Source organism: Caballeronia sp. LZ001 (genome assembly GCF_031450875.1).
Lineage (GTDB): Bacteria > Pseudomonadota > Gammaproteobacteria > Burkholderiales > Burkholderiaceae > Caballeronia.
The window spans coordinates 1605561-1632185 of record NZ_JARTVX010000004.1 but is presented as its reverse complement, the minus strand read 5'-3'; the positions used below and the strand labels follow the sequence as shown (position 1 = coordinate 1632185).

The following is a 26625-nucleotide window of genomic DNA, read 5'->3' as shown; positions in this document are numbered from 1 at the left end:
TCATGACTAACGGCGACAATACGCAACACGAAGAAGCGGTACGGCTCGATTCGACGGAACTGCAGCGTTTCGTCGACCAGAAATGGAACGATGAGATCGTGCCCGCGCTGACCGACTACATCGCGGTGCCCGCGAAAAGCCCGATGTTCGACGCGGACTGGGCGCGGAACGGTTTCATCGAACGAGTAGTGACGGACGCGGTGGACTGGGTGAAGGCGCAGCGCGTCACGGGCCTGAAAGTCGAGATCGTGCGTCTGCCTGAACGCACGCCCGTGATCTTCTTCGAAGCGCCCGCAACGCGTTCGGGCAGCACCGAAACCGTCGTGCTGTATGGCCACCTGGACAAGCAGCCTGAATTCGAAGGCTGGCGCAATGATCTCGGCCCGTGGACGCCGAAGTTCGAGGACGGCCGGCTCTACGGCCGGGGCGGTGCGGACGACGGCTACGCGACCTACGCCAGCATCACGGCGCTCGCCGCGCTCGACGCCCAAGGCGTGGAGCGGCCGCGCTGCGTCGGCATCATCGAGACGTGCGAGGAATCGGGCAGCTACGACTTGCTGCCGTATATCGACGCGCTCCGCGAACGCCTGGGCGATGTCGGCCTCGTGATCTGCCTGGACTCCGGCGCGGGCAACTACGACCAGTTGTGGCTTACGACTTCGCTGCGCGGTCTAGTCTCGGGCGACCTCGAAATCCAGGTGCTCGAAGAAGGCCTGCATTCGGGCGGCTACGGCGGCATCGCGCCATCGACCTTTCGCATCATGCGGCAATTGTTCGAGCGGCTCGAAGACGCGGCCACCGGCAACCTGCTCCCGAAGGACTTTCATTGCTCGATTCCCGCGCGACGTCTGCGTGAGGCTGAAGCGACCGCCCGCATTCTTGGCGACGATGTCTGGAAGAAACTGCCGTGGAGTTGTGGCCAGGACGGCGGCAGTGTGTTGCCGACCACTACCGACCCGCAAGAAGCGCTCATCAATTCGACGTGGCGTCCGTCGCTGACGGTCACGGGAGCGGCAGGCCTGCCGTCACTCGCCGACGCCGGCAACGTGCTCGCACCGCGCACCGCGTTCAAGCTGTCGCTGCGTCTGCCGCCGCTTGTCGAAGCCGCCGAAGCGGTCGGTCAGTTGAAGTCGCTGCTGGAACTCGATCCGCCTTACAACGCCAAGGTCACGTTCAAGGCTGAAGCCGGCGCGGCAACTGGCTGGAGCGCGCCCGAGCTTGCGCCCTGGCTGGGGACGTCGTTGAACGATGCATCGCGTCGCTACTTTGGCGCGGATGTCGCATACATGGGGCAGGGCGGCACCATTCCGCTCATGAACACGTTGAAGGAAGGCTTTCCGCGCTCGCAGTTCATGGTGTGCGGCGTGCTCGGCCCGAAGTCCAACGCGCACGGGCCGAACGAATTCCTGCACGTTCCCTACGCAAGGAAACTGACGGCGGCGGTGGCGGAAGTAATCGCTGCTGCGCCCTGATTCAACGCGTCTTCCGGAATCAGAAATCGCCCGCTTCGCGCGGGCTTTTTTTCGGGCCTTTTCAGCGAATTCTTCAAAACGAACTGGTAAGGCCAGTTGATCATGGGTAAAGTAATAGGCCCTCGCCCGTCGTGCGGCATTGCGGCCGGGCCATGCACTTCACATACAGGAGACAGACATCGCGATGAACGATACCCAAAAATCCCCCGAACTGCGCATCGCCGCCGATACCCTTCACGCCTATGTGCGCGCCATCTGGGAAAGCGCCGGCAGCGCGCCGCGCGAGGCCGAACTGGTGGCGGACCATCTTGTGATGTCGAATCTCTCGGGGCATGATTCGCATGGCGTCGGCATGATTCCGCGCTATACGTCCTCCCTCGCGGATGGCCAACTCAAGCTCAACACGCATGCTGAAATCGTTCGCGATGCGGGCGCCGTCATCACCGTCGATGGTCGCAAGGGCTTCGGTCAAGTGGTTGCCTACGAGGCGATGGAATTCGGCATCGAGCGCGCGAAGAAGTTCGGCGTGTGCGCGGTCGGCTTGCGCAACGCGCATCACATCGGCCGGATCGGACACTGGGCGGAGCAATGCGCGAAGGCGGGGCTCGTGTCGTTTCACTTCGTGAACGTAGCGGGCGATCCGCTGGTGGCGCCGTTTGGTGGTATCGACCGGCGCTTCGGCACGAACCCTTTCTGCGCGGCGTATCCGCGTAAGGGCAAGAAGCCGCTGGTGCTGGATTTCGCGACGGCGGGCATTGCTTACGGCAAGACGCGCGTGGCCTACAACAAGGGCGTGCAGGTCGCGCCGGGCATGCTGCTCGACCACGCAGGCGTGCCGACGCTCGAACCGAAAGTGATGCATGAAGAGCCGTTCGGTTCGCTGACCGCATTCGGTCTGCACAAGGGCTCGGGGCTTGCCGCGCTCTGCGAGATTTTCGGCGGCGCGCTGTCGGGCGGATATACCACGCATGAGAGCACGCTGGAGAAGTCGAGCGCGATCATCAATTGCATGACTTCAGTGATTCTCGACCCGAACGCCTTCGATGCCCCGGCCGCAGAGGCCGAAGCGGAAGCGTTCCTCGAATGGATGAAGGCTTCGCCGAAAGCCGCTGGCACCGATGCGATTCACGCGCCTGGCGAACCGGAGGAAGCGCGCCGCGCCGAGCGGAATTCGAACGGCGTGCCGGTCGACCCGACTACGTGGCGGCAGATTCGCGAATCGGCTGTGAAGTCGGGGATGGCGGAGACGGAAATCGAGAAGTTCGCGGGCGCGTTGAAGTAACGTGAAACCGAAGGGCAAATTGGTCAAGCCAGTTTGCCCTTCGCGCTTTGTTTTGCTCGATGGCAGATTGCCTCTGGCCTCAGTCGCGGAATAACGGCGCGACTTTCAGAGCCGAAGCGACACCATTCACCGCACCATTTCTTTCTCGATCCAGTCAATGACCGAGGTCCGCTTCGGCTCCCAGCCCAGCAGGAAGCGCACGCGCTTGCCTCTGACGCGGCTGTTCGAGCCAAGCCCGTAGTTGGCCATCTCATAACCCCATTCCTTGACGGCATCTTCGAGCGGCCAGTCTTCGGGGCCGCGCAATTGCATCGCGCGCGCCATGGCGGTGGTCATGTCGCGATATTGCGCCTCGCCGCTTTCGATGAAATAGAACGTGCCGGCGGCGTCTTGTCGAGTGCGCGTCGATAAGCGACGACGACATCGTCGATATGCACGTTCGACCAGATGTTCAGCCCGCGTCCGACATGACGCACGATGCCGCTCTTCTGCGCCTGACGTTCGAGTCGCGGCAGTTGCACGCTTGCGGTGTTCGGAATGGCGCCGTGACCGTAGATCAGCGTGTTGCACAGCACGGCAGAGCGCACGCCACGCTTGGCGGCGCCCAGCACGAGCTTGTCGATGGCCACGCGCGGCGCCTTGTCGGCGGTCGGTTCCGGCAGATTCTCTTCGGTGTAAATGTTGTCCGATGCTTCGCCGCCCGACGCATCGCCGACAATGCTCGATCCGCTCGTATGCAGGAACGGTTTGTCGGAGCCTTCGAGCGCGGCGATCAGGGTTTCGACCGCGCCGCGATGATCGCTGCTGGCCGCGTTGATGACTGCATCGGCAGAACGGGCTTCGGCGGTGAGAAGCGCGGCGTCGTCGAGACTGCCGACGACGGGCTCGATACCCGCCTGCTTCAAGGCGTCGCTCTGCTCGGCTCGGCGGATCAAGCCGCGCACCGTGTGACCGTCGCGCGCGAGTCCCGCCGCGATCGAACCGCCGATAAAGCCGCCTGCGCCTGTGATGAAAATCTTCATGTTTTGCTCCTGTGGTCCCATGCAGTGCGATTTGCGGGAATTCGTTTGAACCGATGCAGAGAGTATGTCCCGTTTCGACTTTCGCAAAAACGATGCTCGTCTCAAATCAAACTTGACTTGAAATCAACAATCGATCCGCATCGCGCCCGCATGAAGACCAATACCGACGAACTGCAGGTTTTCGTGACCGTCATAGACAGTGGTTCGATGACCGCCGCCGCCGAAACGCTTCAGCAAACCGTATCCGGCGTGAGCCGCACGCTGACGCGCCTGGAAAAGAAGCTCGACACGACCCTCGTGCGCCGCACGACGCGCCGTCTTCAACTCACCGAGGAAGGCGAGCTGTTTCTGACGCGCGCTCGCGCCATTCTCGCCGCGATGGATGACGCCGAGGAAGCGATCTCGCGCCGGCACGAGCGTCCGGCCGGGCGCCTGCGTGTGGATGCGGCGTCGCCGTTCGTGCTTCACTGCATCGTGCCGCACGTGAAGGCGTTCGCCGCGCTTTATCCAGACATCACGCTGGAACTGACGAGCAACGAGCGCATCGTCGATCTGATGGAGCAGCGCGTCGATATCGCGATTCGCATCGGCGTCCTGCAGGATTCGACCTTGCACGCGCGCTCGCTCGGCAGCAGCCGGCTGCGTGTTCTGGCGAGTCCGGATTATCTTGCCGAACACGGCGAGCCGCGTGATGTCGATGAACTCATGCGCGCGCGGCTGATCGGCTTCACCGCACCCGAAAGCCTCAATGACTGGCCGTTGCGCGCATCGGGCAATATTCCGGGCGCGCCGTTCGTGACGATCCGGCCTGCGGTATCGGCGTCCAGCGGCGAGACTATCCGGCAATTGACGCTCGATGGCGGCGGCATTGCGTGCCTCGCCGAATTCATGACCGCCGCCGATATCCGCGCGGGCCGTTTGCGTCCGATACTTGACGACGCGCTCGAAGACGTGCGTCAACCGATCAGCGCGGTGTTCTATCAGACCGAATCGATGGCCGCGCGCTCGCGTGCGTTCCTCGACTTCCTGGCGACGAGGCTCACGCTTTGAAATCAAGCTTTGATAATCACTCGACCATGACCATGCCTACGATCAAGACCATCAACGCACCCGAACTTCCGGTTCCCGCCGGCCACTACAGCCACGCAACGCGCGTGGGCAATCTCGTCTGCGTTTCGGGCCAGTTGCCAATGCGCCCCGACGGCACGCATACCGGGGACAGGCCGTTCGAGGAGCAGGCAGAGCAGACGCTTGCCAATCTGCGGACCGTGCTGGAAGCGGCGGGCGCGCGCATCGAGGATTGCATCGAGGTGACGGTGTATCTCGTTGGCGTCGATCACTGGAAGACGTTCAACGAAATTTACACGCGCTTCTTCGGCGACTGGAAGCCAGCGCGCGCCGTCGTGCCGGTTGGCGCGTTGCATTATGGATATTTGGTCGAGATATCGGCGCGGGCGTGGGTGGAAGACGGACGATGATTTCGGGCTTGGGATCATCGCGGATTTACGGGTGTTGACTTTCGCGCGTGATCTTTGAAATGCGAGTCGGCCGTCGCCGCGCGAGTTACGCCATTTTGTTGAATCAAGAGCGGCTCCGGGCGCATCGGCTTGCGTCGCGCAACGCAGTTCCCGGCGGCTCGCTGCCTCGCGCGCTTTACGCCGAGTCCGATATTTTGTCGGATACCGGAGGGCTTCGATCGGACGCGTAATCCCTCGCGTGATGCGAAGTTCCGTCCGGCCGTCGGCACGCGAGTGTTGTCAGGCCAAATCCAGCGCTCCCGTCAAGTCGCCGAGCGGCTTCTCCCCGTTCGCCGCAAACGCCCGATCCCGCGACGCCACGCCATCGAGCGGTTCGAGATCGTGCACGCGCGAGATGAAGCGAAGAATCGAGTTGGTGTCGTAGACCGTGTGATCGACATATCCCTTTTTCGCGTACGGCGAAATCACCAGTGCCGGAATGCGCGAACCCGGCCCCCAGCGATCGCCCTTGGGCGGCGAGACGTGATCCCACCACCCGCCGTTTTCATCGACCGTGACAACGATCACCGTGTTCGCCCATTGCGGTCCGCGCTGAATATGCTCGATGACATTGGCGATATGCCGGTCGCCCGAAGCGACATCCGCATAGCCCGCGTGCATGTTGAGATTGCCCTGCGGCTTGTAGAACGTGACGGAAGGCAGGCGTCCGGCATCGATGTCCGCGAGCAGCTTGTTCGTGGATGGATCGTCGCCGAGACCCGCATCGCGCAAATGCCGGGCGCGTGCAGCCGTGCCCGGCGCGAAATTGCGAAAGTAGTTGAACGGCTGATGGTGGTACTGGAAGTCCGGCACGGAACCCGTGTCCCGATGATCGAGCGCGTACTGCCACGCGCCGCTGTACCACGCCCAGTTGACGCCCTTGGCCGAAAGCCGGTCGCCGATGGTCGCGTAAGTCTGCGGCGGCAGCACGAGCGGATTCGAAGGATCGGCGGTGAAGCTATCGCCGCCGGGCGCGGGACGCACGTTGCTCGGCTGGTACGGCGGGAACATCGTGTTGACCGCGTAGCCGTCCGCGGTGAGGGCGCCATCGCGAACGAATTTGGGCGGCCCTTCGAGCGCGGATTTCGGCGAATCCGGCGCCAGTTTCAGGCGCGGCGTGGTCGGATCGTCGCCATCCACGACGGCGAGCAATCGCGCCGCCGGAGTGTTGTGCACATCGGGATAAAAGGGCGCTTGCGCCGAGATCAGGAAGATATGGTTCAGCCACGAGCCGCCGAATGCCGACATGAAGAAGTTGTCGCATAGCGTGTATTGCTGCGCGAGGCCCCAGAGCCTGAGCGTATCGGGCGAATTCTGGTAATGGCCCATGACGAGGCCACCCGAGTCGCCCCACGCGGCGAACTGGTTATTGCGGCCCGCGTTGATCTGCATCTGGTTCTGATAGAAACGATGCACGAGGTCGCGTGTAATGACCGAATTGGGAAGCGGCGCGCCGTTCGCGTCCATGATCCGGAAGGGCGAGTTCTTGAGGCCGGAAATCTGCTGCTCGGTGATGGCGTAGCGCGTGCCATCCACTTCCTGCGCCTGCGGCACGAGCCCGCCCCAGATTTTCGGCAAGGTGGGCATGGGCGTGACGCCATCGCGGTCGAGCTGCGTGAAGCGCGACGCCGACACGGCCGACAGCGGATACTGCACGCCCGGAAAATTCCCGTACAGATTCGTGAAACTGCGGTTTTCCGCGTAGATCACGACGATCTGCCGCACGTTCGCCGTGAGCGTGCGGTCGAGCGCGACATCAGCCGCTGTTTTTGGTGTGGCAGGCTTCTGCTCGAAAAGATTGCAGCCGCCCAGCGATAAACCGGCGAGTCCGACGCCGGCCGCGAGCAAGCGGCGCCGCGCCGGATCGACAGGCGCGTCGTTCGCCGATGCTTCAGGAAGGGAAGACAACTCGTGATGCGGATGGTCGTTCTCGTTCATCGCCTGACTCCTCGTGGTCTTGTCGCACGCACCGCGCGCCGTGCATCGACGCCTTTTCACGCCGCACGCACCAAGGGCGCGCACGCTTTTCCGCTCTCCGCTGAAGAATGCGGTGACGCGGGCCCAACTGAGAGCGCATGATGCCGTATCGGCGCGCTTGGCGAAACCCGGCCAAACGGCATAAGGCGGATTGCGAACGGCTGCGTATCCGCCTATGTCATTTGGCCGACTGGAAACCGCCGGGCCGCGTGACTAACATCAACTGAATACGAGTTTGGCTCCGACCAGAATCAGCGTCGCGGCAAGCAGGTAACGCAGCACGGTTTCGGGCGCTTTCGAGGAAAGCATGCTGCCAATGGCAATGCCGGGAATCGAGCCGACCAGGAGTGAAAGCAGGAGCGCCCAGTCCACCGAGCCGAGCATCCAGTGCCCGGCGCCGGCAATGAGCGTGAGCGGCACCGCATGCGCCACATCGGAACCGACGATGCGTACCGTCGCGAGACGCGGATAAAGCAGCAGCAGAACCGTCACGCCGATCGCGCCCGCGCCGACCGACGTGATCGAAACGAGCACGCCGAGGATGGCGCCCGTCAGCACGGTCAGAGCGGTTGTGCGGGCAGGGCGTTCGGCTCGTCACTGGCCTTTGCGGTAGGCCAGTCGCGCGAGCTGCGGCCGAAACACGAGCGACACGGCCGTGATGAGCAGCGCGACGCCGAGAATCAACTGGATCAGGCGGCCGGTGTCGGGTGAAGTCATGCCGTGCCGGTGCAGGAAATACAGCGTGATGGCGGCGGCCGGCACGCTGCCTGCGGCGAGCCGGCCAGTGATGCGCCAGTCCACCGAGCCCTTGAGGCCGTGTACGAGCGTGCCGGCGGTCTTGGTCGCGGCGGCGTACAGCAGGTCGGTGCCGACTGCCGTTGCCGGATGAATCCCGAAGAGCAGCACGAGCAGCGGCGTCATCAGTGAACCGCCGCCCACGCCCGTGAGGCCGACCAGAAAGCCGACGCCGAGGCCCGAAGCAGAATAAAGTAAGTCGATATGCGGAAATGCCATGGATGCGGAGAACCCGTCAGGCCCGGTCCGGTCGAAAAACCGTCGATGATATCCGGTGAGCGGCCCGATTGCTGCGCATGAGCGGCGGGCACCCTGCAAAAACATCGGTCTGGTCGAGCTGGCCGGCCGTCGTGATTACACACTACTTTCAGTTCAGGAAGGCGCAATGGACACAAAGGATCAGACGCAGGACCAGACGCAACAGCAGCAGCAACAGGCGCAAGCGACTATGCCCGGCGCGGACGATGCCTTCATTCCGACCGAGAACGTCAACATTCCGAGCGAGCGCCAGTTCGTCCTGAAATCGGGCAACACGTTCGCCGTCTACGACGCCAACGGCGATATCCGCGGCGGCGACGACGGCCTGTTTGTCAACGATACGCGTGTGCTCTCGCAATTGGTGCTCACGTTCGGTGGACGCGCGCCGTCGCTGCTTTCAGGCAGCGTATCGAGCGATAACGCTGTCTTCACGGCGCACTTGACCAACCGGCCGCTGCCGCCCATCGGCGGAGCCCAGACACCGGAGGGCGTTATCCACGTCGAGCGCAAACGTGTGCTTTCCGGGCACGTATTGCACGAAAGCATCGTGCTGACGAACTACGGCACCGAGCCATCCACGGTGCCGATCTCCATTTCGTTCGCCGCGGACTTTCTCGATATGTTCGAGGTGCGTGGCTCGAAGCGCCAGAAGCGCGGCACTTTGCGGCCGCCCATTGTCGAGAATGGCGAGGTGGTGTTGCGCTATATCGGCCTGGACGAAGTGGAACGCACCGCGCGCATCCAGTTCACACCCGCGCCGGACGTGCTCTCGCCAACGCGCGCCGATTACGCGCTGCGTATCGAATCGGAGACGGCGATTTCGGTCTATCTCTCCGTCACGGCCGTGACACACGCGCTCAGCGACGCCAGCGAAGAGAGCAAGCGCAACGCCGCCGAAGCCGCCGAATGTGCGCCCGAATCGGGCCGTCCGGCTATCCGCGAAGCGCTCGTCGAGGCGCATCGGCGTATGCGAGACCGGCGTCGCGCCAGTGCGCGCGTGCGTTCGAGCAATCCGCTCTTCAGCGAATGGATCGACCGGTCGCTGGCCGACCTCGGGCTTCTCACCACCGATCTCGAAACCGGTCCGTATCCGTATGCGGGCATCCCGTGGTTCTCCACCGCGTTCGGGCGTGACGCGATCATCACGTCGTTGCAGATGCTGTGGCTGCATCCCACGCTAGCGCGCGGCGTGCTGCGCTTTCTCGCGGCTCATCAGGCGCGGGAGGACTCGGCGTTTCGCGACGCGGAAATCGGCAAGATCATGCACGAGACGCGCAAGAGCGAGATGGCCGCGACCGGCGAGGTGCCATTCGCGCTTTATTACGGTGGCGTCGACAGCACGCCGCTTTTCATCGTGCTCGCGGGCGCGTATGCGGAACGCACGGGCGATCAGGCGCTCATCGACGAAATCTGGCCCGCGTTGCAACTCGCGGCGGACTGGGTCGCGCGTCATTGCGACAAGAATCCGCACGGCTTGCTCGACTATCAGCGCGCGTCCGAGCATGGACTCGCCAACCAGGGCTGGAAAGATAGTCAGGACTCCGTGTTCCATGCGGACGGTAAATTTCCCATCGGACCGATTGCGCTGGTGGAAGTGCAGGCATACGCATCGACGGCATTCTCGACGATGGCGCGGCTTGGCCGCGAACGCGGCGAACACGAACGTGCGGACGAGTTCGAGCGGCGCGCGCGCCATATCCGCGAGCGCGTGGAAGCAATGTACTGGATGCCGGAGATGGACTTCTACGGCATAGCGCTCGACGGGCGTGGCGACTTGTGCCGGGTGTTGTCATCGAATGCGGGGCATCTGCTCGCGTTCGATCTGGTCGAGCGCGAGCGCGGCGAGAAGGTCGCGCGTCAGCTCGAATCCACCTTGTTCCACACCGGCTGGGGCGTGCGTACGCTCGCCGCCGGGCAGCCGCGTTTCAACCCGATGTCATACCACAACGGCTCGGTCTGGCCGCACGATACGGCGTTATGCGCGCGTGGCCTTGCGCGTTACGGCGAGCGTGGCGCGGCGGTCGGTCTGCTGCAGGCTTTGTTCGAGGCGGCCGTCACGTTCGACATGCGTTTGCCCGAGCTGTTTTGCGGCTTCACGCGTCAGCGCGGCGAACGGCCGATCGCTTATCCGGTGGCGTGTCTGCCGCAGGCGTGGGCTGCGGGCGCGCCGTTCATGGTCCTCGAAGCGTGTCTCGGCGTGACGATGGACGCGGTCAACGACGAGATACGCATCGACCGGCCGCAGTTGCCGGAGGGCATCGACTGGCTGGAGATCGGCGATCTGCGTCTCGGCGACAAGAACGTGACGATCACGTTCCGGCGCGTGGGCGGCCAAGTGGTGCCATCGGTGGAAGGGGATGCGCGGGTCGTCGCGGTGCTTTGAGTGAAGAAATGCGCAACGCGTGGGAAGCGTTGCTTGCGAGGTTTCGGGAAATGACCTCGCAAGCTGCGCCGTCCATCCGCTCGAACTGAACGCGCGGAAATCAAACCGCCACGCTGCCCACGTAGTTCTCGGCCAGCGCCGTCGCCGCCGCATGCGAAGTGGTCACATGCTCCAGCTCCGCGACCTGCAGGCGTTGCTCGAAGGGCGACGTATCGTCGAGCTTGTGCAGCATGCGCGTCATCCACCACGAGAAATGCTCCGCGCGCCACACACGCTTGAGCGCGGTCTCGGTATATTGCGCGAGCTTGTCGCTTTTGCCTTCTTTATAAAAATCGACGAGGGCGGCATTGAGCACCCGCACGTCCGACACCGCGAGATTCAAGCCCTTTGCGCCCGTCGGCGGCACGATATGCGCCGCGTCGCCGGCGAGGAAGAGCTTGCCTGACTGCATCGGCGTGGATACGAAGCTGCGCATGCCGACAATGTTCTTCTGAAAAATCTTCCCTTCCGTGATCTGCCAGCCATCGTGGGTATCGACGCGTGCGTGCAGTTCGGCCCAGATGCGGTCGTCGGACCAGGCGTCGACGGACTCTTTCGGATCGCACTGGAAATACATGCGCTGCACGCCGGGCGAGCGCGTGCTGATGAGCGCGAAGCCGCGGTCGTGACGCGCATAGATGAGTTCGTCGGACGAGGGCGGCGCTTCGATCAGAATGCCGAACCAGCCGAACGGATACACCCGCTGATAGTCCTGCCGCACCGCTTCCGGAATGCACGGGCGCGAGACGCCCTGCGAGCCATCGCAGCCGACGATGAAATCGCACTCCAGCGTTTCGGCGCGCCCTTCATGCGTGTACTCGATGCGCGGCTTGCCGTCGCTGTTCTCCGCGAAATCGTGCAAGCTCACGTTCGACACGTTGAACTTGAGCGCACCGTTCGCCGCAAGGCGCGCCGCGACCAGATCCTTGATGACTTCATGCTGCGCGTAGACCGTGATCGAATGGCCCGTCAGTTCTGTCAAGGCGATACGGCGCCGCTGTCCCTCGAACGCCAGTTCGAAACCGTGATGCAATGCGCCTTCGGCCTGCATGCGCGCGCCGACTCCCGCCTGATTGAGCAAATCCATCGTGCCTTGTTCGAGGACGCCCGCACGAATGGTAGATTCGATGTCCTGCTGACCGCGCGCTTCGAGTACGACCGACTCGATGCCGCGCAAATGCAGAAGATGGGAAAGCAGAAGCCCGGCCGGGCCCGCACCGACGATGCCGACTTGAGTACGCATGATGTCTCCTTGATTGCGTCGAAATGTTGTGCGTACAGTCTCGTTGCAACCTCGGTATGTCGCAACGCGATACGGAACATAGCGCCTATCCCATTTCGAGATAAAGGCCCGAAAATGCCGCGATCACGGGTCCATCCCTTGCTGACTCAGGGTAAATCCCGAGCACGCAATCGAATGGAGAGACAGATGAGCGCGAAGAATTACCCCAAGCCGCCGTTTCCTGAACAGCAGCAAGAACGCCGTCCCGGATTAACCAAGCCGCTCGATCCGCAGCCCGACCACGGCGAGGAGAGTTACAAAGGTAGCGGCAAACTTGCCGGCAAGACTGCGCTCATCACAGGCGGCGATAGCGGCATCGGGCGGGCGGTGGCGATTGCATTCGCGCGCGAAGGCGCAGACGTGGCGATCTCTTATCTCGACGAACACGACGACGCCAAGGAGACGGCCCGCTGGGTAGAAGAAGCGGGACAAAAGGCGCTGCTATTGCCCGGCGACATCACCGACCGCGCGCATTGCCGCGAACTCGTCGCGAAGACGGTGGAGGCGTTCGGCCATCTCGAAGTGCTGGTAAACAACGCCGCTTACCAGATGACCTACGACGGCCTCGAAGACATCAGCGACGACGAGTGGGACAAGACCTACTCGACCAACATCGGCGCGATGTTTCGCATTACCAAGGCGGCGCTACCGCATCTGAAGGAGGGCGCGGCGATCATCAACACGACGTCGGTGAATGCGGACGCGCCGAATCCCGGTTTGATTGCGTATGCGAGTACGAAGGGGGCGATCCAGAACTTCACGGGCGGCCTCGCGCAATTGCTGGCCGAGCGCGGTATTCGCGCAAATTGCGTGGCGCCGGGACCGATTTGGACGCCATTGATTCCTTCGACGATGCCCGTCGAGAAGGTCAAGAATTTCGGCTCGCAAGTGCCCTTGAAACGCGCCGGCCAGCCTGCCGAACTGGCCGCCGCTTACGTGCTGCTCGCCTCGGACGAGGCGAGCTACATTTCGGGCGCCACCGTCGCGGTGACGGGCGGCAAGCCGATCATTTGAAGCCGCGCGTCACTCGCTCAACTGCTTGCGACGATACTCGCCCTGCCGCGTCAGCATCCAGCCGGGATATTCGGCGGGAAGCTGGCTCACTTCGTCGAGCGCGGCGAGCTCGTCGGCGTTGAGCGTTACCTTGGTCGCCGCGATGTTGTCATCGAGTTGCTCGATACGTTTCGCCCCGACAATCACGCTCGTCACCACCTTCTGGTGCAACAACCAGGCAAGCGCGATCTGCGCCACCGAAACGCCCTTGGCTTCGGCGACACGACGCATTACGTCGATACAGTCATACGCGCGGTCCACGTTCACGGGCGGAAAATCGAACTTCGTGCGGCGGCCGCCTTCTTCCTTGCCGCCTTCGCGCGTGTACTTGCCCGACAAGAGGCCGCCCGCGAGCGGACTCCACACCATCAAGCCGACGTTCTCGCTTTGTAGCAACGGGACGAGTTCGCGCTCCAGGTCGCGCCCGGCGATCGTGTAATACGCCTGCAACGACTCGAAACGCGCCAGGCCCAAACGCTCCGAAATGCCAAGCGCCTTGGCAATCTGCCACGCGGCCCAGTTCGACACGCCGATGTAGCGCACGTGGCCGTGCTGCACCAGATTGTCGAGCGCGCGCAGTGTTTCCTCGATTGGCGTGGCGGGATCGAATCCGTGAATCTGATACAGATCGACGTGATCGAGTTGCAGCCGCTTGAGACTCGCCTTCACGCCATCGATGATATGAAAGCGCGACGCGCCGCGCGAATTCACGCTCTTGGTTCCCGCCTCGCCCAGAATCTTGGTCGCGACGACCACGTTCTCGCGCGGCACCTTGAGGTTCTTCAACGCCTGGCCCGTGATGATTTCGGACTGGCCGTCGGCATAAACATCGGCGGTATCGATGAAATTGATGCCCGCGTCGAGCGAGCGGCCGACGAGCTTGTCGGCGTCCGCCTGCTGAAGCTGACCGATGTTGTCCCAGATGCCGCCGCCGCCTCCGCCGAAGGTCATGGTGCCGAGGCACAGTTCGGAGACGAATAGGCCGGTATTGCCGAATTTCCTGTAGCGCATGGAAGGCTCCAGAGTGACGATGCGGTGATCGGAAGGCGCGAAGTGTCGATGTTTCGACCGGTCGACGCGTCGCGCCGGCAATGCAGTATCTTCCCGCGCCTCTTGCGTGTCATAGCCTGATCCTGTCGAATCCTTGCCAATTCCTGCAAAGCGGGCGCGCGACCCTAAGCACAACCGCGCCCGCGCGAGTAAGCTAACGAGACTCCTTCGAACGCTAAATTCCTCGGAAAATCATGGCGCTGAACGACACACCCGGCCTTGCCGACAAAGATCCGCACGAGCATCCCAGAGAGATGCGCAATAACAATCAGACGCTCGATCCCGCGCTGGATCAGGCGCGTCTCGAACTCGTCTCGCTACTCGACCGCTTGACGGCGGGCTGCGAGGGTTCCATCGAAACCTGCGTGCCAGGCGTCTTCGTGCACCGCATCATGAATCCGGGCGGGCCGAAGCCAGGTATTCAAACGCCCGCGCTCGCGCTGATCGCGCAAGGCACGAAGCGCATCATGGTTGGCGACGACGTCTACGTCTACGACCCCATGCATTACCTCGTCTCGTCGGTGGATCTGCCGGTGATCGGGCAAGTGACGGTGGCAAGCGAAACGGAGCCCTATCTCGGCATGCGGCTCGATCTCGATGTCGAAGAGATCACGTCGCTGATACAGGACCAGCATCTGCCGCCCGTCACGCAGTCGGACGCCACGCGCGGCGTGTATGTGAATCGACTCGGCAATTCCATGCTCGACGCGGTGCTGCGCCTCTTGCGCCTCATCGACACGCCGGACGACGTGCCCATTCTCGCGCCGCTGGTGAAGCGCGAGATTCTGTATCGGCTGCTGATGAACGGTTCCGGCGCGCGGCTGCGCCAGATCGCCTTGCAGGACAGTCAGACGCAGCGCATCGCGAAGGCCATTCTTCTGCTGCGTCAGAACTTCGATCAACCTTTGCGCGTCGAAGATATCGCGCGGGACGTGCATATGAGCGTGTCTTCGCTGCATCATCATTTCAAGGCCGTGACGGCGATGAGTCCGCTGCAGTATCAGAAGCAGTTGCGCCTGCAGGAAGCGCGGCGTCTGATGCTGCTCGATATCGCCGATGCCGCGACGGCCGCGCATCGCGTCGGTTACGAAAGCGCGTCGCAGTTCAGCCGCGAGTACAGCCGCCTTTTCGGCGCGCCGCCGCTGCGCGACACTCGGCGCTGGCGCGATGCCGCCGCAACCGGCGCCTGAACGAAGCGAAGCGCGCCGCACGGTCGAACAAAGCTTGCCGCATGGCGATGCGACGGCGCTGCCGCATCGGTTTATTTCATCGTCCGCGGAATAGCGCAGCGCTGCCGAACGTTCTACGGATACTTCTCCAATAAGGAAGATGAAATGAAGAAGCGCATCCTCACGATCGTCACGGCCGCGGTTGCGGCGGCGTGTCTGGCATCGCCCGCGTTCGCCGCGGCGCCGAAAGAATCGAACGGCATGTTCGTCGATGACAACGGCATGACGCTCTACACCTTCGACAAAGACACCAAGGGCGGCGCGAGCGCCTGCTCCGGCGGCTGCGCGCAGGCGTGGCCAGCCGCGATGGCGGGCGCCTCGGATCAGCCGAGCGGCAAGTGGACCACCGAAACCGCCGACGGCGGCAAGCAATGGGCGTACGACGGCAAGCGCGTATACCGCTTTGCCAAGGACACCAAGCCCGGCGATAAAAACGGCGACAACTTCAAGGATGTCTGGCACGTCGTGAAGCCGTAAGCGTTTCTGCGAGCGGGCTCGCGGGAATAAACCGGCGAGCCTGCGAGTCTTCTTTCTGACGGGACACGAACATGAAACGACTGTCCGGAGCAGCGTTGCTCCTGGCTGCGCTCGTCTGCGCGCTGGCGTCGAGCGGCTGCGCGAGCGGCACGGCGGGTGCTTCGGGTAATGAGAGAGCCGGCGCCGCCGATCCGGTCATGAAGGGCAGCTACTGATGCCGAATCGTCCGGTTCTATGGCCGTGAGTTTCGAGAGCGATCTCCTTGCGCATCTTCCGCAATTGCGCCGCTATGCGCGCGCGTTGACGGGCGACCGCGCCTGGGCCGACGATCTCGTGCAGGACGCGACCGAGCGTGCGTTGAATCGCATGCGGTCGTTTCGCGCGGGGACCAATCTGCGCGCGTGGCTGTTCACGATCATGCGCAACTTGTATATCGACCAGTTGCGCGGACGGCGCGACATTGCCGTCGACGATGAAACCGCGCCGTGGCGGCAGATGGCCGCGCCGCGTGGCGAAGTGGACGGACTCGTGCTGCGCGACGTGCAACGCGCGCTTTACTGCCTGCCGGTCGAACAGCGCGAAGTCATGTTGCTCGTGTGTGTCGAGGAAATGAGTTACCAGGAGGCCTCCGTGGTCTTGAACGTGCCAGCCGGAACCGTGATGTCGCGCCTCTCGCGGGCGCGAGAACACATGCGCGTTCTGCTTGGCGAGGAACCGGGGCGCCGTGCGTCGTCGCTGAAAGTGGTGAGCCGGACATGACCCACGACGAACGACCGCCGGATCGCGACCTTCAGGCGCTCTCTGCCTGGCTCGACGACGAGCTTCACGGCGATGAGCGCAAGGCCGTCGAAGCGCGCCTGGCCGATGACCCCGCGCTGCAGGCGACTGCGACCGACTATCGCGCGCAGGACAATGCGTTGCGCGCGCTCTTCGCGGCGGAGCAGGCCGAGCCGCAGATCGTCGTCATGCGTGCGCGAAAGCGCGAGCGCTTTCTCCTGGCCGCGTGCTTTCTCGTGGTGGGCGTCGCGTGTGGATTCATGATGCACATGCTGCTGCCTTCGTTCGGCGAGCCGCGTGCGCGCTTCGCGGAACGCGCAGACATTGCCTATGCGGTGTATGCGCCGGAGCAACGTCACGCGGTGGAAGTGGCGGCGTCGCAGCAGGACCATCTCGTCAATTGGCTGTCGAAGCGGTTGAATCGAACGTTGACGATTCCATCGCTCGTCGAGTATGGCTTTCAGCTCGTGGGGGGCAGGCTCTTGCCCGGTGAACGGGCCGGCCGCGCAGTTCATGTATCAGAACGCAGCGGGCGAACGTCTCACGCTTTACATGGCGACGGTACGACGCAACGACGCTCAGATCCGGATGCTGCGCGACGGCCCGCGCAGGACGTATTACTGGGCCGCGGACAGCGTGGGTTATGCGCTCTCGGGGCAGATCGGGGAGGCCAAGCTGCAAGCGATTGCCTACGACACCTGCAAGGAACTGGGCGGCAACCCCAAGGACTGGTGAGGCTCAGGCTCACCAGGCAAAAAAAGCCGCAGCGCTTCGAGTCGCTGCGGCTTTTTCTTCTAAAGCCGATCAATAACGATGCGGCTCTTCGTGGTGCGGACGATGGTGACGTTCCCACTCGTTACGCGCCCAGTAGCGATGACCGTCCCAGTAGCGCTCGCCATGCCAGCCGACCTTCACCACATGATGCGGACGATGATCGTCCGCCGATGCAACGTTCATCATGCCCAAGCCAAGCGACGCTGCAAGGGACGCGATCAAGAGGCTCTTCTTAGTCTTGTTCAACATGATTTGCTCCTTCGGTATTCGTGGTCTTCCGTTGGCTCGCTTCGTAACTACGAGCCCGGTGGTAGTAGTTATGGATTTTTGTCATGCCAGTGTTCTAGCGGTAGTAATCGTGATGATGGTGGTAACCGCCACCGTCCGGCAGGATGATGCAGCCCGAGAGTGAGCCCGCGAGCGCCACGCCCAGTGCTACAAGTATCGCCAGCTTCTTCATGGATTTCTCCTTGGTGAGTCCATGAAGAGCAATTTAGCGGTTCGTAAAATGACAAGCCGTGTTCGTTTGTAAGCAAAGGTGAAGCTTGAAATATTTGGAAGCACGCTTATTAATTTGAGATTGCCGCTGTCGGCCCGCGAGCGTGGCACTATCCTGAACTACGATAACGCTTATCGGAGTAACACATGGCGCATATCAGCACGGGCGTGGAGTACGCGCTGCACTGCATGCTCTATCTCGCGGAGCCGCCGCACGGTGTGAGCGGCGCCAGCGTGCGCGATCTGGCGGGACTGCAAGGCGTGCCGGCGGAGTTCGTGGCGAAGCTGTTCACGAAGCTGCACAAGGCGGGGCTCGTCACCGCGACCGAAGGCGCGCGCGGTGGTTTCTCGCTGGCGCGGCCATCGCGAGAGATCAGCGTATTGGATGTCGTGCATGCCATCGATGGCGACAAGCCGCTCTTCGAATGTCGCGAGATTCGCGCGCGTTGCGCGGTGTTTGGCGAAGAAGCGCCGCCGTGGTCGACGAGCGGCGTGTGCGCCGTTCACGCCGTCATGAAGAACGCGGAGAAGCGCATGCGCGAAGCGCTGGCCGCGGACAAGCTGTCCGATCTCGCAGGCCGGGTGAATGCAAAGGCGCCGCGCAGTTTCGGGCCGCAGGTCGTCAAATGGCTGGGCGGAAAGAACGTGGGCAAACGCGCCGCGCGAGGCTAGTCTGCACCGTCGCCAATCAACGCACGATGGTCGGCTTTATGTTCGGCGTAAGCGATACGCCCACGACGTGCCCGTCGCGCACGCCGCATCGGCTGTCCACGCGCGTCCATTTCGTCTTGCCGCGCGCCTTGGCGAACGCGCGCATCACGATGACCTGATCGACTGGAATCGGATTGCCCACGCTAAACACGGGCGTTTCGCTGTCGATTCTGGCTGACAACACGCGGCGGTCGGGCACGATGAGCGCGTCGTACTTCGGCGCGTCCGCAACCCATCGGTCGAAGGCCGCGACGCATTGCGCGACGCTCTCCGGCACATGCAGCCGCGACAGATACGAATAGTCTTCCGTCACGTTATCGGGCGCCTCTTGGGCCTGCGCGATCTGAACCATCGACGCGGACAAGAGCAATGCAAACAAGGCGGGAACGAAGGCGGTTTTCATGCGATGAGTCATGAGCGGCGAGAGCGAAGAGGCGGACAAAGACGAGCCTGCGCGACGAACGGCAATACGCTGGCGCCTGTCACGTGGGCTCGGGCGACATCGCCAACGTCGGCACGGATCGGGCGCGTCTTTTTGAGATTTCGCGAAGTATACCGTGTGATGTTTCGGCGCGTCGAGCGTGCGGCGCGTGTCGAAGGTGGATCGATGGCGTTTAAGCTGCGTTGTATGCTGCGCTTTCGAACTCACAACGAGGCGCGCGATGAAAACAGTGAGATGGTCGCAAGTGGACGGCACAGGACTGGAACATCTCGTACTGGACGATGAAGCGTCGCCGATCGTGATCGAGAGCGTGGTCGCTGGCGAAAGCGAGGCGGGCGCGTTCGGCCTCGTCTATCGCATAGAGTGCGATGCGCGCTGGCAGGTCACGCGGCTTGCCGCGAAGCTGGCGGGCGGTGCGACGCTCGATCTGCATCGGTCAGATGGAGACGACGGAGACGAACACGCATGGATCGACGCCGACGGCTCCGCACGCGATGAACTCCGCGGTTGTATCGACGTCGACCTGAGCGCGACGCCTTTCACGAACACGCTGCCCATTCGCCGGTTGAAGCTGCAACGCGGTGAGCGGCGCGTGATTCGCGTCGCTTATGTGAACGTGCCGGCGTTGACTGTCAGCGCGGTCGAGCAGGCTTATACGTGCCTGGAAGATGGGCGCCGCTATCGCTACGAAGGGCTCGATACGGGCTTTACGGCCGAGATCGATGTCGATGAGAACGGGCTCGTTACAGCGTATCCGGGGCTATTCAAACGTACTGCCTGAGCGCGCGTTTGTTCCCGAGCGGCGATAATGCCGCATCGATCGCACTTACCGGATGAAACCAAGATGACCGCCCATTTCAGCGCATCACCCCGCCTGACCAGCCTCTCGCACGGCGGCGGCTGCGGCTGCAAAATCGCGCCCGGCGTGCTCGCCGACCTGCTCAAGCGCAGCACGCCATTGCCCGCGTTCCCCAATCTCCTCGTCGGCAACGACACCGCCGACGATGCCGCCGTCTACAAGCTCAACGACGAACAGGCTATCGTTGCGACGACCGACTTCTTCATGCCGATCGTCGACGATCCGTTCGACTTCGGCCGCATCGCCGCGACCAATGCGCTCTCGGATGTCTATGCCATGGGCGGCAAGCCAATTCTTGCGCTCGCACTCGTCGGCATGCCGATCAACGTGTTGCCGCATGACGTGATCGCGCAAGTCCTCAAGGGCGGCGAGTCGGTATGCGCCGAGGCGGGCATTCCCGTCGCGGGCGGGCATTCAATCGATTCCGTCGAGCCTATCTACGGGCTCGCCGCGCTCGGTATCGTGCATCCGTCGCGCGTGAAGCGCAACGCGGCAGCGCGCGCGGGCGACGTGCTCGTGCTCGGCAAGCCGCTCGGCGTCGGCATTCTGTCGGCCGCATTGAAGAAGGATCAACTCGATGCCACGGGCTACGCCGCGATGATCGCCGCGACGACCAAGCTCAATCGCCCCGGCGCGGAACTCGCTCTGCTCGATGGCGTGCATGCACTCACCGACGTGACGGGCTTCGGCCTGCTCGGCCACGCGCTCGAACTCGCACGCGGCGCGCAACTTACCGCACGTATCGACTATGCAAGGCTGCCGTGGTTGCCACAGGTGCGCGAGTTCGTGCGCGCGGGCATTTACACCGGCGCGTCGGGACGCAACTGGAACGCGTATGGCGCCGATGTATCGCTTGCCGCATCCCTCGACGCGCCTCAGGACGAGGCTCGCAACTTGCTTACCGATCCGCAGACTTCGGGCGGTCTGCTCGTTTCGTGCGCGCCTGAAGCCGTGAACGACGTGCTCGCGATCTTCCGCGCGGATGGCTTCTCCGACGCCGCCGTGATCGGCGAGATGGTGGACGGCGCGGGCCGTATCGAAGTGGCCTGAGACGCATCCGCGTAACCCAGCTCTTACCATCCACCGGGACATCAATCGCAGATGAAGGAAGAATCTCCGAAAGCGATTCTCTATGCGCTCGCCGCCAACTTCGGCATCGCCGTATGCAAGTTCGGCGCGGCTGCTTTCACTGGCTCAGGCTCCATGTTCGCCGAAGCCATTCACTCCACGGCCGATTGCGGCAATCAGTTGCTGCTGCTCCTCGGGCTCAAGCGCGCGCAGGCGCCCGCCAACGCGCTGCATCCGCTCGGCTCGGGGCGCGAGATTTACTTCTATGCGCTGATCGTGGCGCTGTTGCTGTTCTTCGTCGGCGGCGCGTTTTCGGTGTATGAAGGCACGCATCGTTTGATGCATCATGAGCCGCTAACGAACCCGATCGTCGCGCTTGTCATTCTCGGCATCTCGGTCGTGCTCGAAGCGTTTTCACTGGCGGGCGCGGTGCGCGAGATTCGCAAGACGGCGGGCAACAAGACCATGTGGCGCTGGTTCCGCGAGACGCGCGAGTCGGAGTTGCTGGTTGTCGCAGGCGAGGATGTGGCCGCGCTCGCGGGTCTCGCCATCGCGTTCGCTGCCGTGCTCATGACGATGATCACCGGCAACCCCGCATGGGACGCGGCGGGCTCGGTCGGCGTGGGCGTGTTGCTGATGCTGATTGCGTTTCTCGTTGCGCGCGAAGTGAAGTCGATGATCGTCGGTGAATCGGCCAGTCCCGAAGTGCGCAAAGCCATCGAAGCGCATTTGCGCGCGCGGCCCGAGATTACGCGCATCATCAGTTTGATCACACTGCAGTGGGGCAAGGATGTCGTTGTCGCCGTGCAAGCCGAGATGATCGACTATGCCAGCGGCCGCGCGATGATCGATGCAATCAACATCGTCGAGGAAGATTTGCAGCAAGCCTTTCCGCAGGTGCGCTGGGTGTTCTTCGAACCGGACGTGCCGCGCGAAGCCAGCAAGCCCGCCGCCGCGGCTTGAAACATGTCGTCCGTCGTCCGGCTCACGGCAAGTCAGCCGGCGGTCGCGCGTTGTGCGGCCTCGGTGTGACAGGCGTGTCCGGAACTTGCGTATTGCCGCGCGCGGGCACTTGCGTCACGCCCATTTCCGGCAAGGACGATGCATCGTCCGGCAATTCCGCTGAAGCCGCCGACGCCGCTCGTCCACCCCGCATGAGCGGACTTTGCGCTGCAAACGGCAGGGCAGGCGCGGCAAGTGCTACCCAGAGCACGGTCAATTTCATTGCAGGACGCGTGAGCCAGTTGGAGCGACGGTCCGGATTATCGTCGCGGCGAGCTTGCGGGAGCCTGTCTCCAGAATCATTGAGTCTCGCGTTCATTTCAATTCGCGTCGTTTCAATGTCTGCATATCAGCAGACTTCATTCCGGCCCCGCGTCGAGACCCGGCCATGCCGTTACTGCGTTGGACCGGGGCATCGCGTTAGGATAGGGCGTGCGCGTCGTCCGCATCGAGTCCCAGCAATTTCGTGATTTTCATTCGACCCATGCGCAAACTCATACTCTTAGTCTGTCTGCTCGCCTTCACGAGTCTCGGCTCGCTTCTTTCGGCGGCCGCCATTGCCGCCGGTTCGGCGCAAGGCGCGTCGCAACCCGCGGTCGCGCTCACGCCGCAACAGGCGCGCGATGCCCTTGCGGTGCTCAACGATCCGCAACGCCGCGCACAGGTCGCCGATACGCTCCGCGCAGTGGCGGCGGCCGGCGCGCTTGCCGCACCGACGGCCGCGAGCGCCACGGCGGCGAGCGGCGCGGAAACGGCTGCGCTTGCTTCGGGCGCGTCGGGCGTGCTTGCGAAATCGCTGACGGCGAACGGGCTTGCCTCGCAGCTATCGCATCAGGCGGGCAACTGGGTCGTTCAGTTCGCAACCGAGATGCGGCATACGCTGGCCGAGTTGCTGAACATTCGTTCCGTGGTGCATTGGTGGAGCCAACGCATGGCGACGCCGGAATCGCGCGCGCAGTTCGGTCACGTGCTCTGGATCGTGCTCGTGTGTCTCGTGCCCGCGTTTTTGCTTGAAATCGTCGGCGGCCGTCTGCTGCGTAAATCGCGTGCGAAGATCGCCGCGCGCGGTGTCGCCGATGCCGAGGTCACCGATCCCGAACTCGTGCAGAACGAGCATGCGGCGGAACGCGCCGAGCACTTCGCCGAGCGCACCGGCGACGAAGCCGCGCAGCACGCAGCCGAGCGCAAGGTGGAAACGGCGCGCGGCCAGCGGCACGCGGCACGTCACTGGACCCTGTTGCAGCGTCTGCCCAATGCGCTTTTGTATCTGCTGTTCAAGTTCATTCCGCTTGGCGTGTTCATCGGCGTGGCGACGCTCCTGGTGTCCGTCTTTATCGACGACAACTCGATCGAATCGCACGTCGCGAGCGAGTTTATCGATGCCTACCTCGTCTGCCGGATCATCATGCTCGTGAGCGGCTTTCTGCTGGCGCCGCATGCCACCGGCTTGCGGCTTTTGCAGATGCGCGATCAATACGCGCTCTACACGTATCGCAAGCTGCGCAGCATGGTGATCATCGCGGGTATCGGCATCGCGCTGGCCAACGGCGCGGAGCCGCTCGGACTGTCGGAAGCGGCGCGCATCGCCATTCTGAAGATCGTCACGCTCGACATCCATCTGATGCTCGCCTACACCATTTTCGACTGCCGCAAGCCCGTGGCGGAGCGTATCCGCGAACGCATGCGCAGTCATAAATCGACCGCGCTATTCGGTGGCTGGATCGCCGATATCTGGGCCGCCGTCGCCATCTTCTTCGTGCTCGCGCTGTGGTTCGTCTGGGCGCTGGACGTGCAGAACGGCTATCGCACGCTGTTCCATCTCGGCGGCGTGTCCATTCTCGTGCTGGTCGGCGCGCGCGTCGCGGCAATCGTCGCGTTCGGTGCGCTCGGCCGCGTGTTCCACGAAAACGATGACGACGACTTTGCGGCGAAGTCCATCGCGCATCGTCATGCTTATCGCTATTACCCGCTCTTGCGCCGCGCCGTGCAGACGATCATCGCCGTGGTGACGGTCGTGGCGCTGCTCGAAGTGTGGGGCGTGCATATCGTGCAGTTCTTCACATCGGGAGGCATTGGCAACCGGCTGGCATCCGCGCTCGTGACCATCGCGGTCGCGGCGGTGTTCGCGGTCATCGTGTGGGAGACGGCCAACGTAATGGTCGAGCAGCGTCTCGATCAATGGAACGCGAGTGGCGACCGCGTGCGCGCCGCACGCCTGCGCACGCTTTTACCGATGATGCGCTCCGCGCTGTTCATCGTCATCGCCATGGTCGTCGTGCTCACCGGTCTCTCGGAAATCGGCGTCAACACCGCGCCGCTTCTGGCGAGCGCGAGCATTTTCGGCGTGGCGCTCGGCTTCGGCTCGCAAAAGCTCGTGCAGGATTTCATCACCGGCATCTTCCTTTTGATGGAAAACGCCATGCAAGTGGGCGACTGGGTGACGGTCGCGGGCGTCTCGGGCACGGTCGAATATCTGTCGATTCGCACGGTGCGTTTGCGAGGCGGCGACGGCTCGCTGTTCACGGTGCCGTTCAGTTCGGTATCCACGGTCAACAATACGAATCGCGGCATTGGCAACGCGGCGGTGCGCGTGTCGGTCGCGCTCGGTCAGGACGTGGATCTGGCCATTTCGACGCTCAAGGAAATCGGCACCGCGCTACGTGAAGACGACGCCTTCAAGGACGGAATTCTCTCCGACTTCAGCTTCTGGGGCGTCGATGCCGTCGATGGTTCCACCGTCACGCTCGCCGGTCAGATTCAATGCCGCGACAGCACGCGCTGGCCGGTGCAACGCGAGTTCAACCGGCGCATTCTCAACGAGTTCACGGCGCGTGGGATCGAGATCGCCAATCCGCAGCGTAACTTTGTGATCGTCAACGGCACGCAGGACGCGGCGCACGATCCGGCGCATCCAGCCGACGTCGATGGTGACGCCCCCGCCGATCAGCGCGGCGAACCGTCGAAGGCGGCGCAGCATCCGACGGGCGAGGCGGCTGCCGGACAGGGCACGGCGTCCAGTGCGCCGCCGCCGCGGACATCGCAGGCTTGAGCGTTTTTAAGGGTTGGCGCGGGGCTTGTTTTGTTATTGACGCTTCTATAATCGGTCGGGCCGGCCGCGCCCCTCAAAACGAATGGCAACAGGGCGCGGCTTTCTTCGAAGTTCGAACCTTATCGAGGAGCACGCCCCCCATGAACATTGCCGCCCGGTCACGTTCAAAATCCGCTTCACGCTTCCCCTCACGTTCTTCTTCACGCGCGTTAAGCACGACTGTCCGCAAGGGCCTGTTTGCGTTAGGACTCGCAAGCCTCACGGCCGCAACGGGATGCGCCTTCGCCCAACAATCCGACGATCACGACAGCGATGACCGCTACGGCGGCGGTGGCGGCGGTGGCCGTCAGGTCAAGGTGATGATCGTCAGCATGTTCGGTCCGGAAGGCCAGGTGTGGCTCGACAAGCTCGGGCCATGGCAGGCCATCAAAGTGCCGGGGCTCTCGCCGGATTATCCCGAAGTCCATTGCAACCGCGACGATGTCTGTGTGATGACAACCGGCATGGGACACACGAACGCGGCCGCATCGATGATGGCGCTCGCGTTCTCGGAGCGCTTCGATTTGCGCCGCACGTACTTTCTGGTCGCGGGCATTGCCGGGATCGATCCGGCGCGCGGCACGCTCGGCTCGACGGCGTGGGCGAAGTATCTGGTCGATTTCGGCATTCAATGGGAGCTCGACGCGCGCGAGAAACCCGCCGACTGGCCGAGCGGTTTTCTCGGTATCAACACGAAGGGGCCCACCGAAAAGCCGCCGCTCGATTACCGCACCGAAGTGTTTGCCCTCAATGCATCGCTGACGGATGCCGCCTATGCCATCTCGCGCAACGTCACGCTCTCCGACAGCGACGACGCCAAGGTCGCGCGCGCCAAGTTCAACTACGCGCCGGCCAACCGTCCGCCGCACGTGATCCAGTGCGACACGCTCGCGGGCGATACCTGGTGGTCGGGTAAATACATCGGCGAAAGGGCACGCTACTGGACGCGCCTGCTGACCGATGGCAAAGGCATCTACTGCACGACGCAGCAGGAAGACAACGCGACATACGAGGCGCTCAAGCGCGCGGCCAGCATCAAGCGGGTCGATCTGTCACGCATTGCGGTTTTGCGCGCCGGTTCGGACTTCGACCGGCCGTACGAAGGACAAACCGCCTCCGACAACCTGTTGAATTACTCCGCGCAAGGCGGTTTCGTACCCGCAATTCAGAACTTGTATCTGACCGGTAACCCATTCGTGCAAGAAGTCGTTACACATTGGGGCGCTTGGCGTAAAGGCGTGCCGCAACACTAGTCGCGAGTGGTGCTCAAACGGCGTTGCAAACCTGTAACTGCATAAAAGTAAATATTGCCACTTATGCCGCGACTCGGTAAAAACCGGATTCGCGGCATTTTTACTAATTTTTACCGCTTTCTCATCGTCTCAAAAATACTTGTGACCAGTGTCAACCGAACCGCCGGAAGCCCCGTTCTTGGGGCATCGGCGATTAATCCTACAAAAAATCAGCCGTTCGTATTAAGCGCTCAATCCAAAAGAATGACAAAAACGGCGCGGTCAATATTGCCGCTTTTTTAGGCGCGAAAAAGTTACCGATGCAAAGTGTTGTTTGC

General features: G+C 62.9%; 22 protein-coding genes and 3 pseudogenes. 17 read left to right on the top strand and 8 right to left on the bottom strand.

Annotated elements, in window-relative coordinates; genetic code table 11:
- Positions 1 to 2: 2 nt before the first annotated feature.
- The gene (locus P9292_RS18320) at positions 3 to 1472 is read left to right on the top strand and encodes a M20 family metallopeptidase (protein ID WP_309960519.1); all 1470 of its coding nucleotides are present in this window, start codon (positions 3 to 5) and stop codon (positions 1470 to 1472) included.
- 184 nt (positions 1473 to 1656) lie between these two features.
- A complete protein-coding gene (locus P9292_RS18315; RefSeq protein ID WP_244828300.1) occupies positions 1657 to 2754 on the top strand; it encodes a malate/lactate/ureidoglycolate dehydrogenase in 1098 nt (365 codons plus the stop codon).
- 126 nt (positions 2755 to 2880) lie between these two features.
- On the opposite strand, the pseudogene P9292_RS18310 reads toward P9292_RS18315, so the two are convergent.
- Positions 2881 to 3776, bottom strand: a pseudogene (locus P9292_RS18310) (NAD-dependent epimerase/dehydratase family protein).
- A 150-nt stretch (positions 3777 to 3926) separates the two neighbouring features.
- Between P9292_RS18310 and P9292_RS18305 the strand changes: the two are divergent.
- Entirely contained in the window at positions 3927 to 4826 is a 900-nt protein-coding gene (locus P9292_RS18305; protein ID WP_250526663.1) for a LysR substrate-binding domain-containing protein, read from the top strand.
- Positions 4827 to 4858: 32 nt separating this feature from the next.
- Positions 4859 to 5254 carry a RidA family protein gene (locus P9292_RS18300; protein WP_244828295.1) on the top strand — a complete coding sequence of 132 codons (396 nt, stop codon included), beginning with the start codon at positions 4859 to 4861 and terminating at the stop codon, positions 5252 to 5254.
- A gap of 279 nt (positions 5255 to 5533) precedes the next feature.
- Here P9292_RS18300 and P9292_RS18295 read toward each other — a convergent pair whose 3' ends face one another.
- Together P9292_RS18295 and P9292_RS18290 are read right to left on the bottom strand one after the other, a co-directional pair.
- Positions 5534 to 7231: an acid phosphatase gene (locus tag P9292_RS18295; protein ID WP_309960516.1), complete on the bottom strand. Its 1698-nt coding sequence runs from the start codon at positions 7229 to 7231 to the stop codon at positions 5534 to 5536.
- A 258-nt stretch (positions 7232 to 7489) separates the two neighbouring features.
- A pseudogene (locus P9292_RS18290) lies at positions 7490 to 8284 on the bottom strand (sulfite exporter TauE/SafE family protein).
- A 229-nt stretch (positions 8285 to 8513) separates the two neighbouring features.
- Between P9292_RS18290 and P9292_RS18285 the strand changes: the two are divergent.
- Positions 8514 to 10706: an amylo-alpha-1,6-glucosidase gene (locus tag P9292_RS18285; protein ID WP_244829703.1), complete on the top strand. Its 2193-nt coding sequence runs from the start codon at positions 8514 to 8516 to the stop codon at positions 10704 to 10706.
- 100 nt (positions 10707 to 10806) lie between these two features.
- Here the strand turns inward: P9292_RS18285 and P9292_RS18280 are convergent, their stop codons facing one another.
- Positions 10807 to 11988, bottom strand: coding sequence for a 4-hydroxybenzoate 3-monooxygenase (locus tag P9292_RS18280; protein WP_309960514.1), 1182 nt, complete (start codon positions 11986 to 11988; stop codon positions 10807 to 10809).
- A 186-nt stretch (positions 11989 to 12174) separates the two neighbouring features.
- Between P9292_RS18280 and P9292_RS18275 the strand changes: the two genes are divergently transcribed.
- Positions 12175 to 13041, top strand: a complete 867-nt coding sequence (locus P9292_RS18275) for a glucose 1-dehydrogenase (protein WP_250466884.1) — start codon at positions 12175 to 12177, stop codon at positions 13039 to 13041.
- Positions 13042 to 13050: 9 nt separating this feature from the next.
- Here the strand turns inward: P9292_RS18275 and P9292_RS18270 are convergent, their stop codons facing one another.
- Entirely contained in the window at positions 13051 to 14091 is a 1041-nt protein-coding gene (locus tag P9292_RS18270; protein WP_250466886.1) for an aldo/keto reductase, read from the bottom strand.
- Positions 14092 to 14324: 233 nt separating this feature from the next.
- Between P9292_RS18270 and P9292_RS18265 the strand changes: the two genes are divergently transcribed.
- From P9292_RS18265 to P9292_RS18245, 5 genes and pseudogenes are all read left to right on the top strand, one after another.
- Entirely contained in the window at positions 14325 to 15320 is a 996-nt protein-coding gene (locus tag P9292_RS18265; RefSeq protein WP_244828285.1) for an AraC family transcriptional regulator, read from the top strand.
- A gap of 144 nt (positions 15321 to 15464) precedes the next feature.
- The gene (locus P9292_RS18260; RefSeq protein ID WP_244828283.1) at positions 15465 to 15836 is read left to right on the top strand and encodes a hypothetical protein; all 372 of its coding nucleotides are present in this window, start codon (positions 15465 to 15467) and stop codon (positions 15834 to 15836) included.
- Positions 15837 to 15907: 71 nt separating this feature from the next.
- Positions 15908 to 16051 carry a hypothetical protein gene (locus P9292_RS18255; protein WP_309960512.1) on the top strand — a complete coding sequence of 48 codons (144 nt, stop codon included), beginning with the start codon at positions 15908 to 15910 and terminating at the stop codon, positions 16049 to 16051.
- A gap of 25 nt (positions 16052 to 16076) precedes the next feature.
- A complete protein-coding gene (locus P9292_RS18250; protein WP_250466889.1) occupies positions 16077 to 16595 on the top strand; it encodes an RNA polymerase sigma factor in 519 nt (172 codons plus the stop codon).
- A pseudogene (locus tag P9292_RS18245) lies at positions 16592 to 17348 on the top strand (anti-sigma factor family protein). Before P9292_RS18250 ends, P9292_RS18245 begins: the two are co-directional and overlap by 4 nt.
- A 69-nt stretch (positions 17349 to 17417) precedes the next feature.
- Here the strand turns inward: P9292_RS18245 and P9292_RS18240 are convergent.
- Positions 17418 to 17633, bottom strand: a complete 216-nt coding sequence (locus P9292_RS18240) for a hypothetical protein (RefSeq protein WP_409015390.1) — start codon at positions 17631 to 17633, stop codon at positions 17418 to 17420.
- A 399-nt stretch (positions 17634 to 18032) separates the two neighbouring features.
- On the opposite strand from P9292_RS18240, the gene P9292_RS18235 reads away from it, so the two are divergent.
- Entirely contained in the window at positions 18033 to 18557 is a 525-nt protein-coding gene (locus P9292_RS18235) for an Rrf2 family transcriptional regulator (protein ID WP_309960508.1), read from the top strand.
- A gap of 16 nt (positions 18558 to 18573) precedes the next feature.
- On the opposite strand, the gene P9292_RS18230 is transcribed toward P9292_RS18235, so the two are convergent.
- On the bottom strand, positions 18574 to 18999 hold the full coding sequence (locus P9292_RS18230; protein ID WP_244828275.1) for a BspC domain-containing protein: 426 nt from the start codon (positions 18997 to 18999) through the stop codon (positions 18574 to 18576).
- Positions 19000 to 19258: 259 nt separating this feature from the next.
- Here P9292_RS18230 and P9292_RS18225 point away from each other — a divergent pair, with 259 nt between their 5' ends.
- The 3 genes from P9292_RS18225 (at position 19259) to P9292_RS18215 (ending at position 21928) form a co-directional block, all read left to right on the top strand.
- Entirely contained in the window at positions 19259 to 19819 is a 561-nt protein-coding gene (locus tag P9292_RS18225; RefSeq protein WP_309960506.1) for a putative glycolipid-binding domain-containing protein, read from the top strand.
- Between the two features lie 63 nt (positions 19820 to 19882).
- Positions 19883 to 20947 carry a selenide, water dikinase SelD gene (selD, locus tag P9292_RS18220; protein ID WP_309960504.1) on the top strand — a complete coding sequence of 355 codons (1065 nt, stop codon included), beginning with the start codon at positions 19883 to 19885 and terminating at the stop codon, positions 20945 to 20947.
- Between the two features lie 51 nt (positions 20948 to 20998).
- Positions 20999 to 21928, top strand: a complete 930-nt coding sequence (locus P9292_RS18215) for a cation diffusion facilitator family transporter (protein WP_250526666.1) — start codon at positions 20999 to 21001, stop codon at positions 21926 to 21928.
- Positions 21929 to 21950: 22 nt separating this feature from the next.
- Here the strand turns inward: P9292_RS18215 and P9292_RS18210 are convergent, their stop codons facing one another.
- Positions 21951 to 22190, bottom strand: a complete 240-nt coding sequence (locus P9292_RS18210; RefSeq protein WP_309960501.1) for a hypothetical protein — start codon at positions 22188 to 22190, stop codon at positions 21951 to 21953.
- A 261-nt stretch (positions 22191 to 22451) separates the two neighbouring features.
- On the opposite strand from P9292_RS18210, the gene P9292_RS18205 reads away from it, so the two are divergent.
- Complete coding sequence (locus P9292_RS18205) at positions 22452 to 25016, top strand: mechanosensitive ion channel domain-containing protein (RefSeq protein WP_309960499.1); 2565 nt, start codon at positions 22452 to 22454, stop codon at positions 25014 to 25016.
- Positions 25017 to 25156: 140 nt separating this feature from the next.
- Positions 25157 to 26308, top strand: coding sequence for a purine nucleoside permease (locus P9292_RS18200; protein WP_309849779.1), 1152 nt, complete (start codon positions 25157 to 25159; stop codon positions 26306 to 26308).
- The last annotated feature ends 317 nt before the right edge of the window (positions 26309 to 26625 follow it).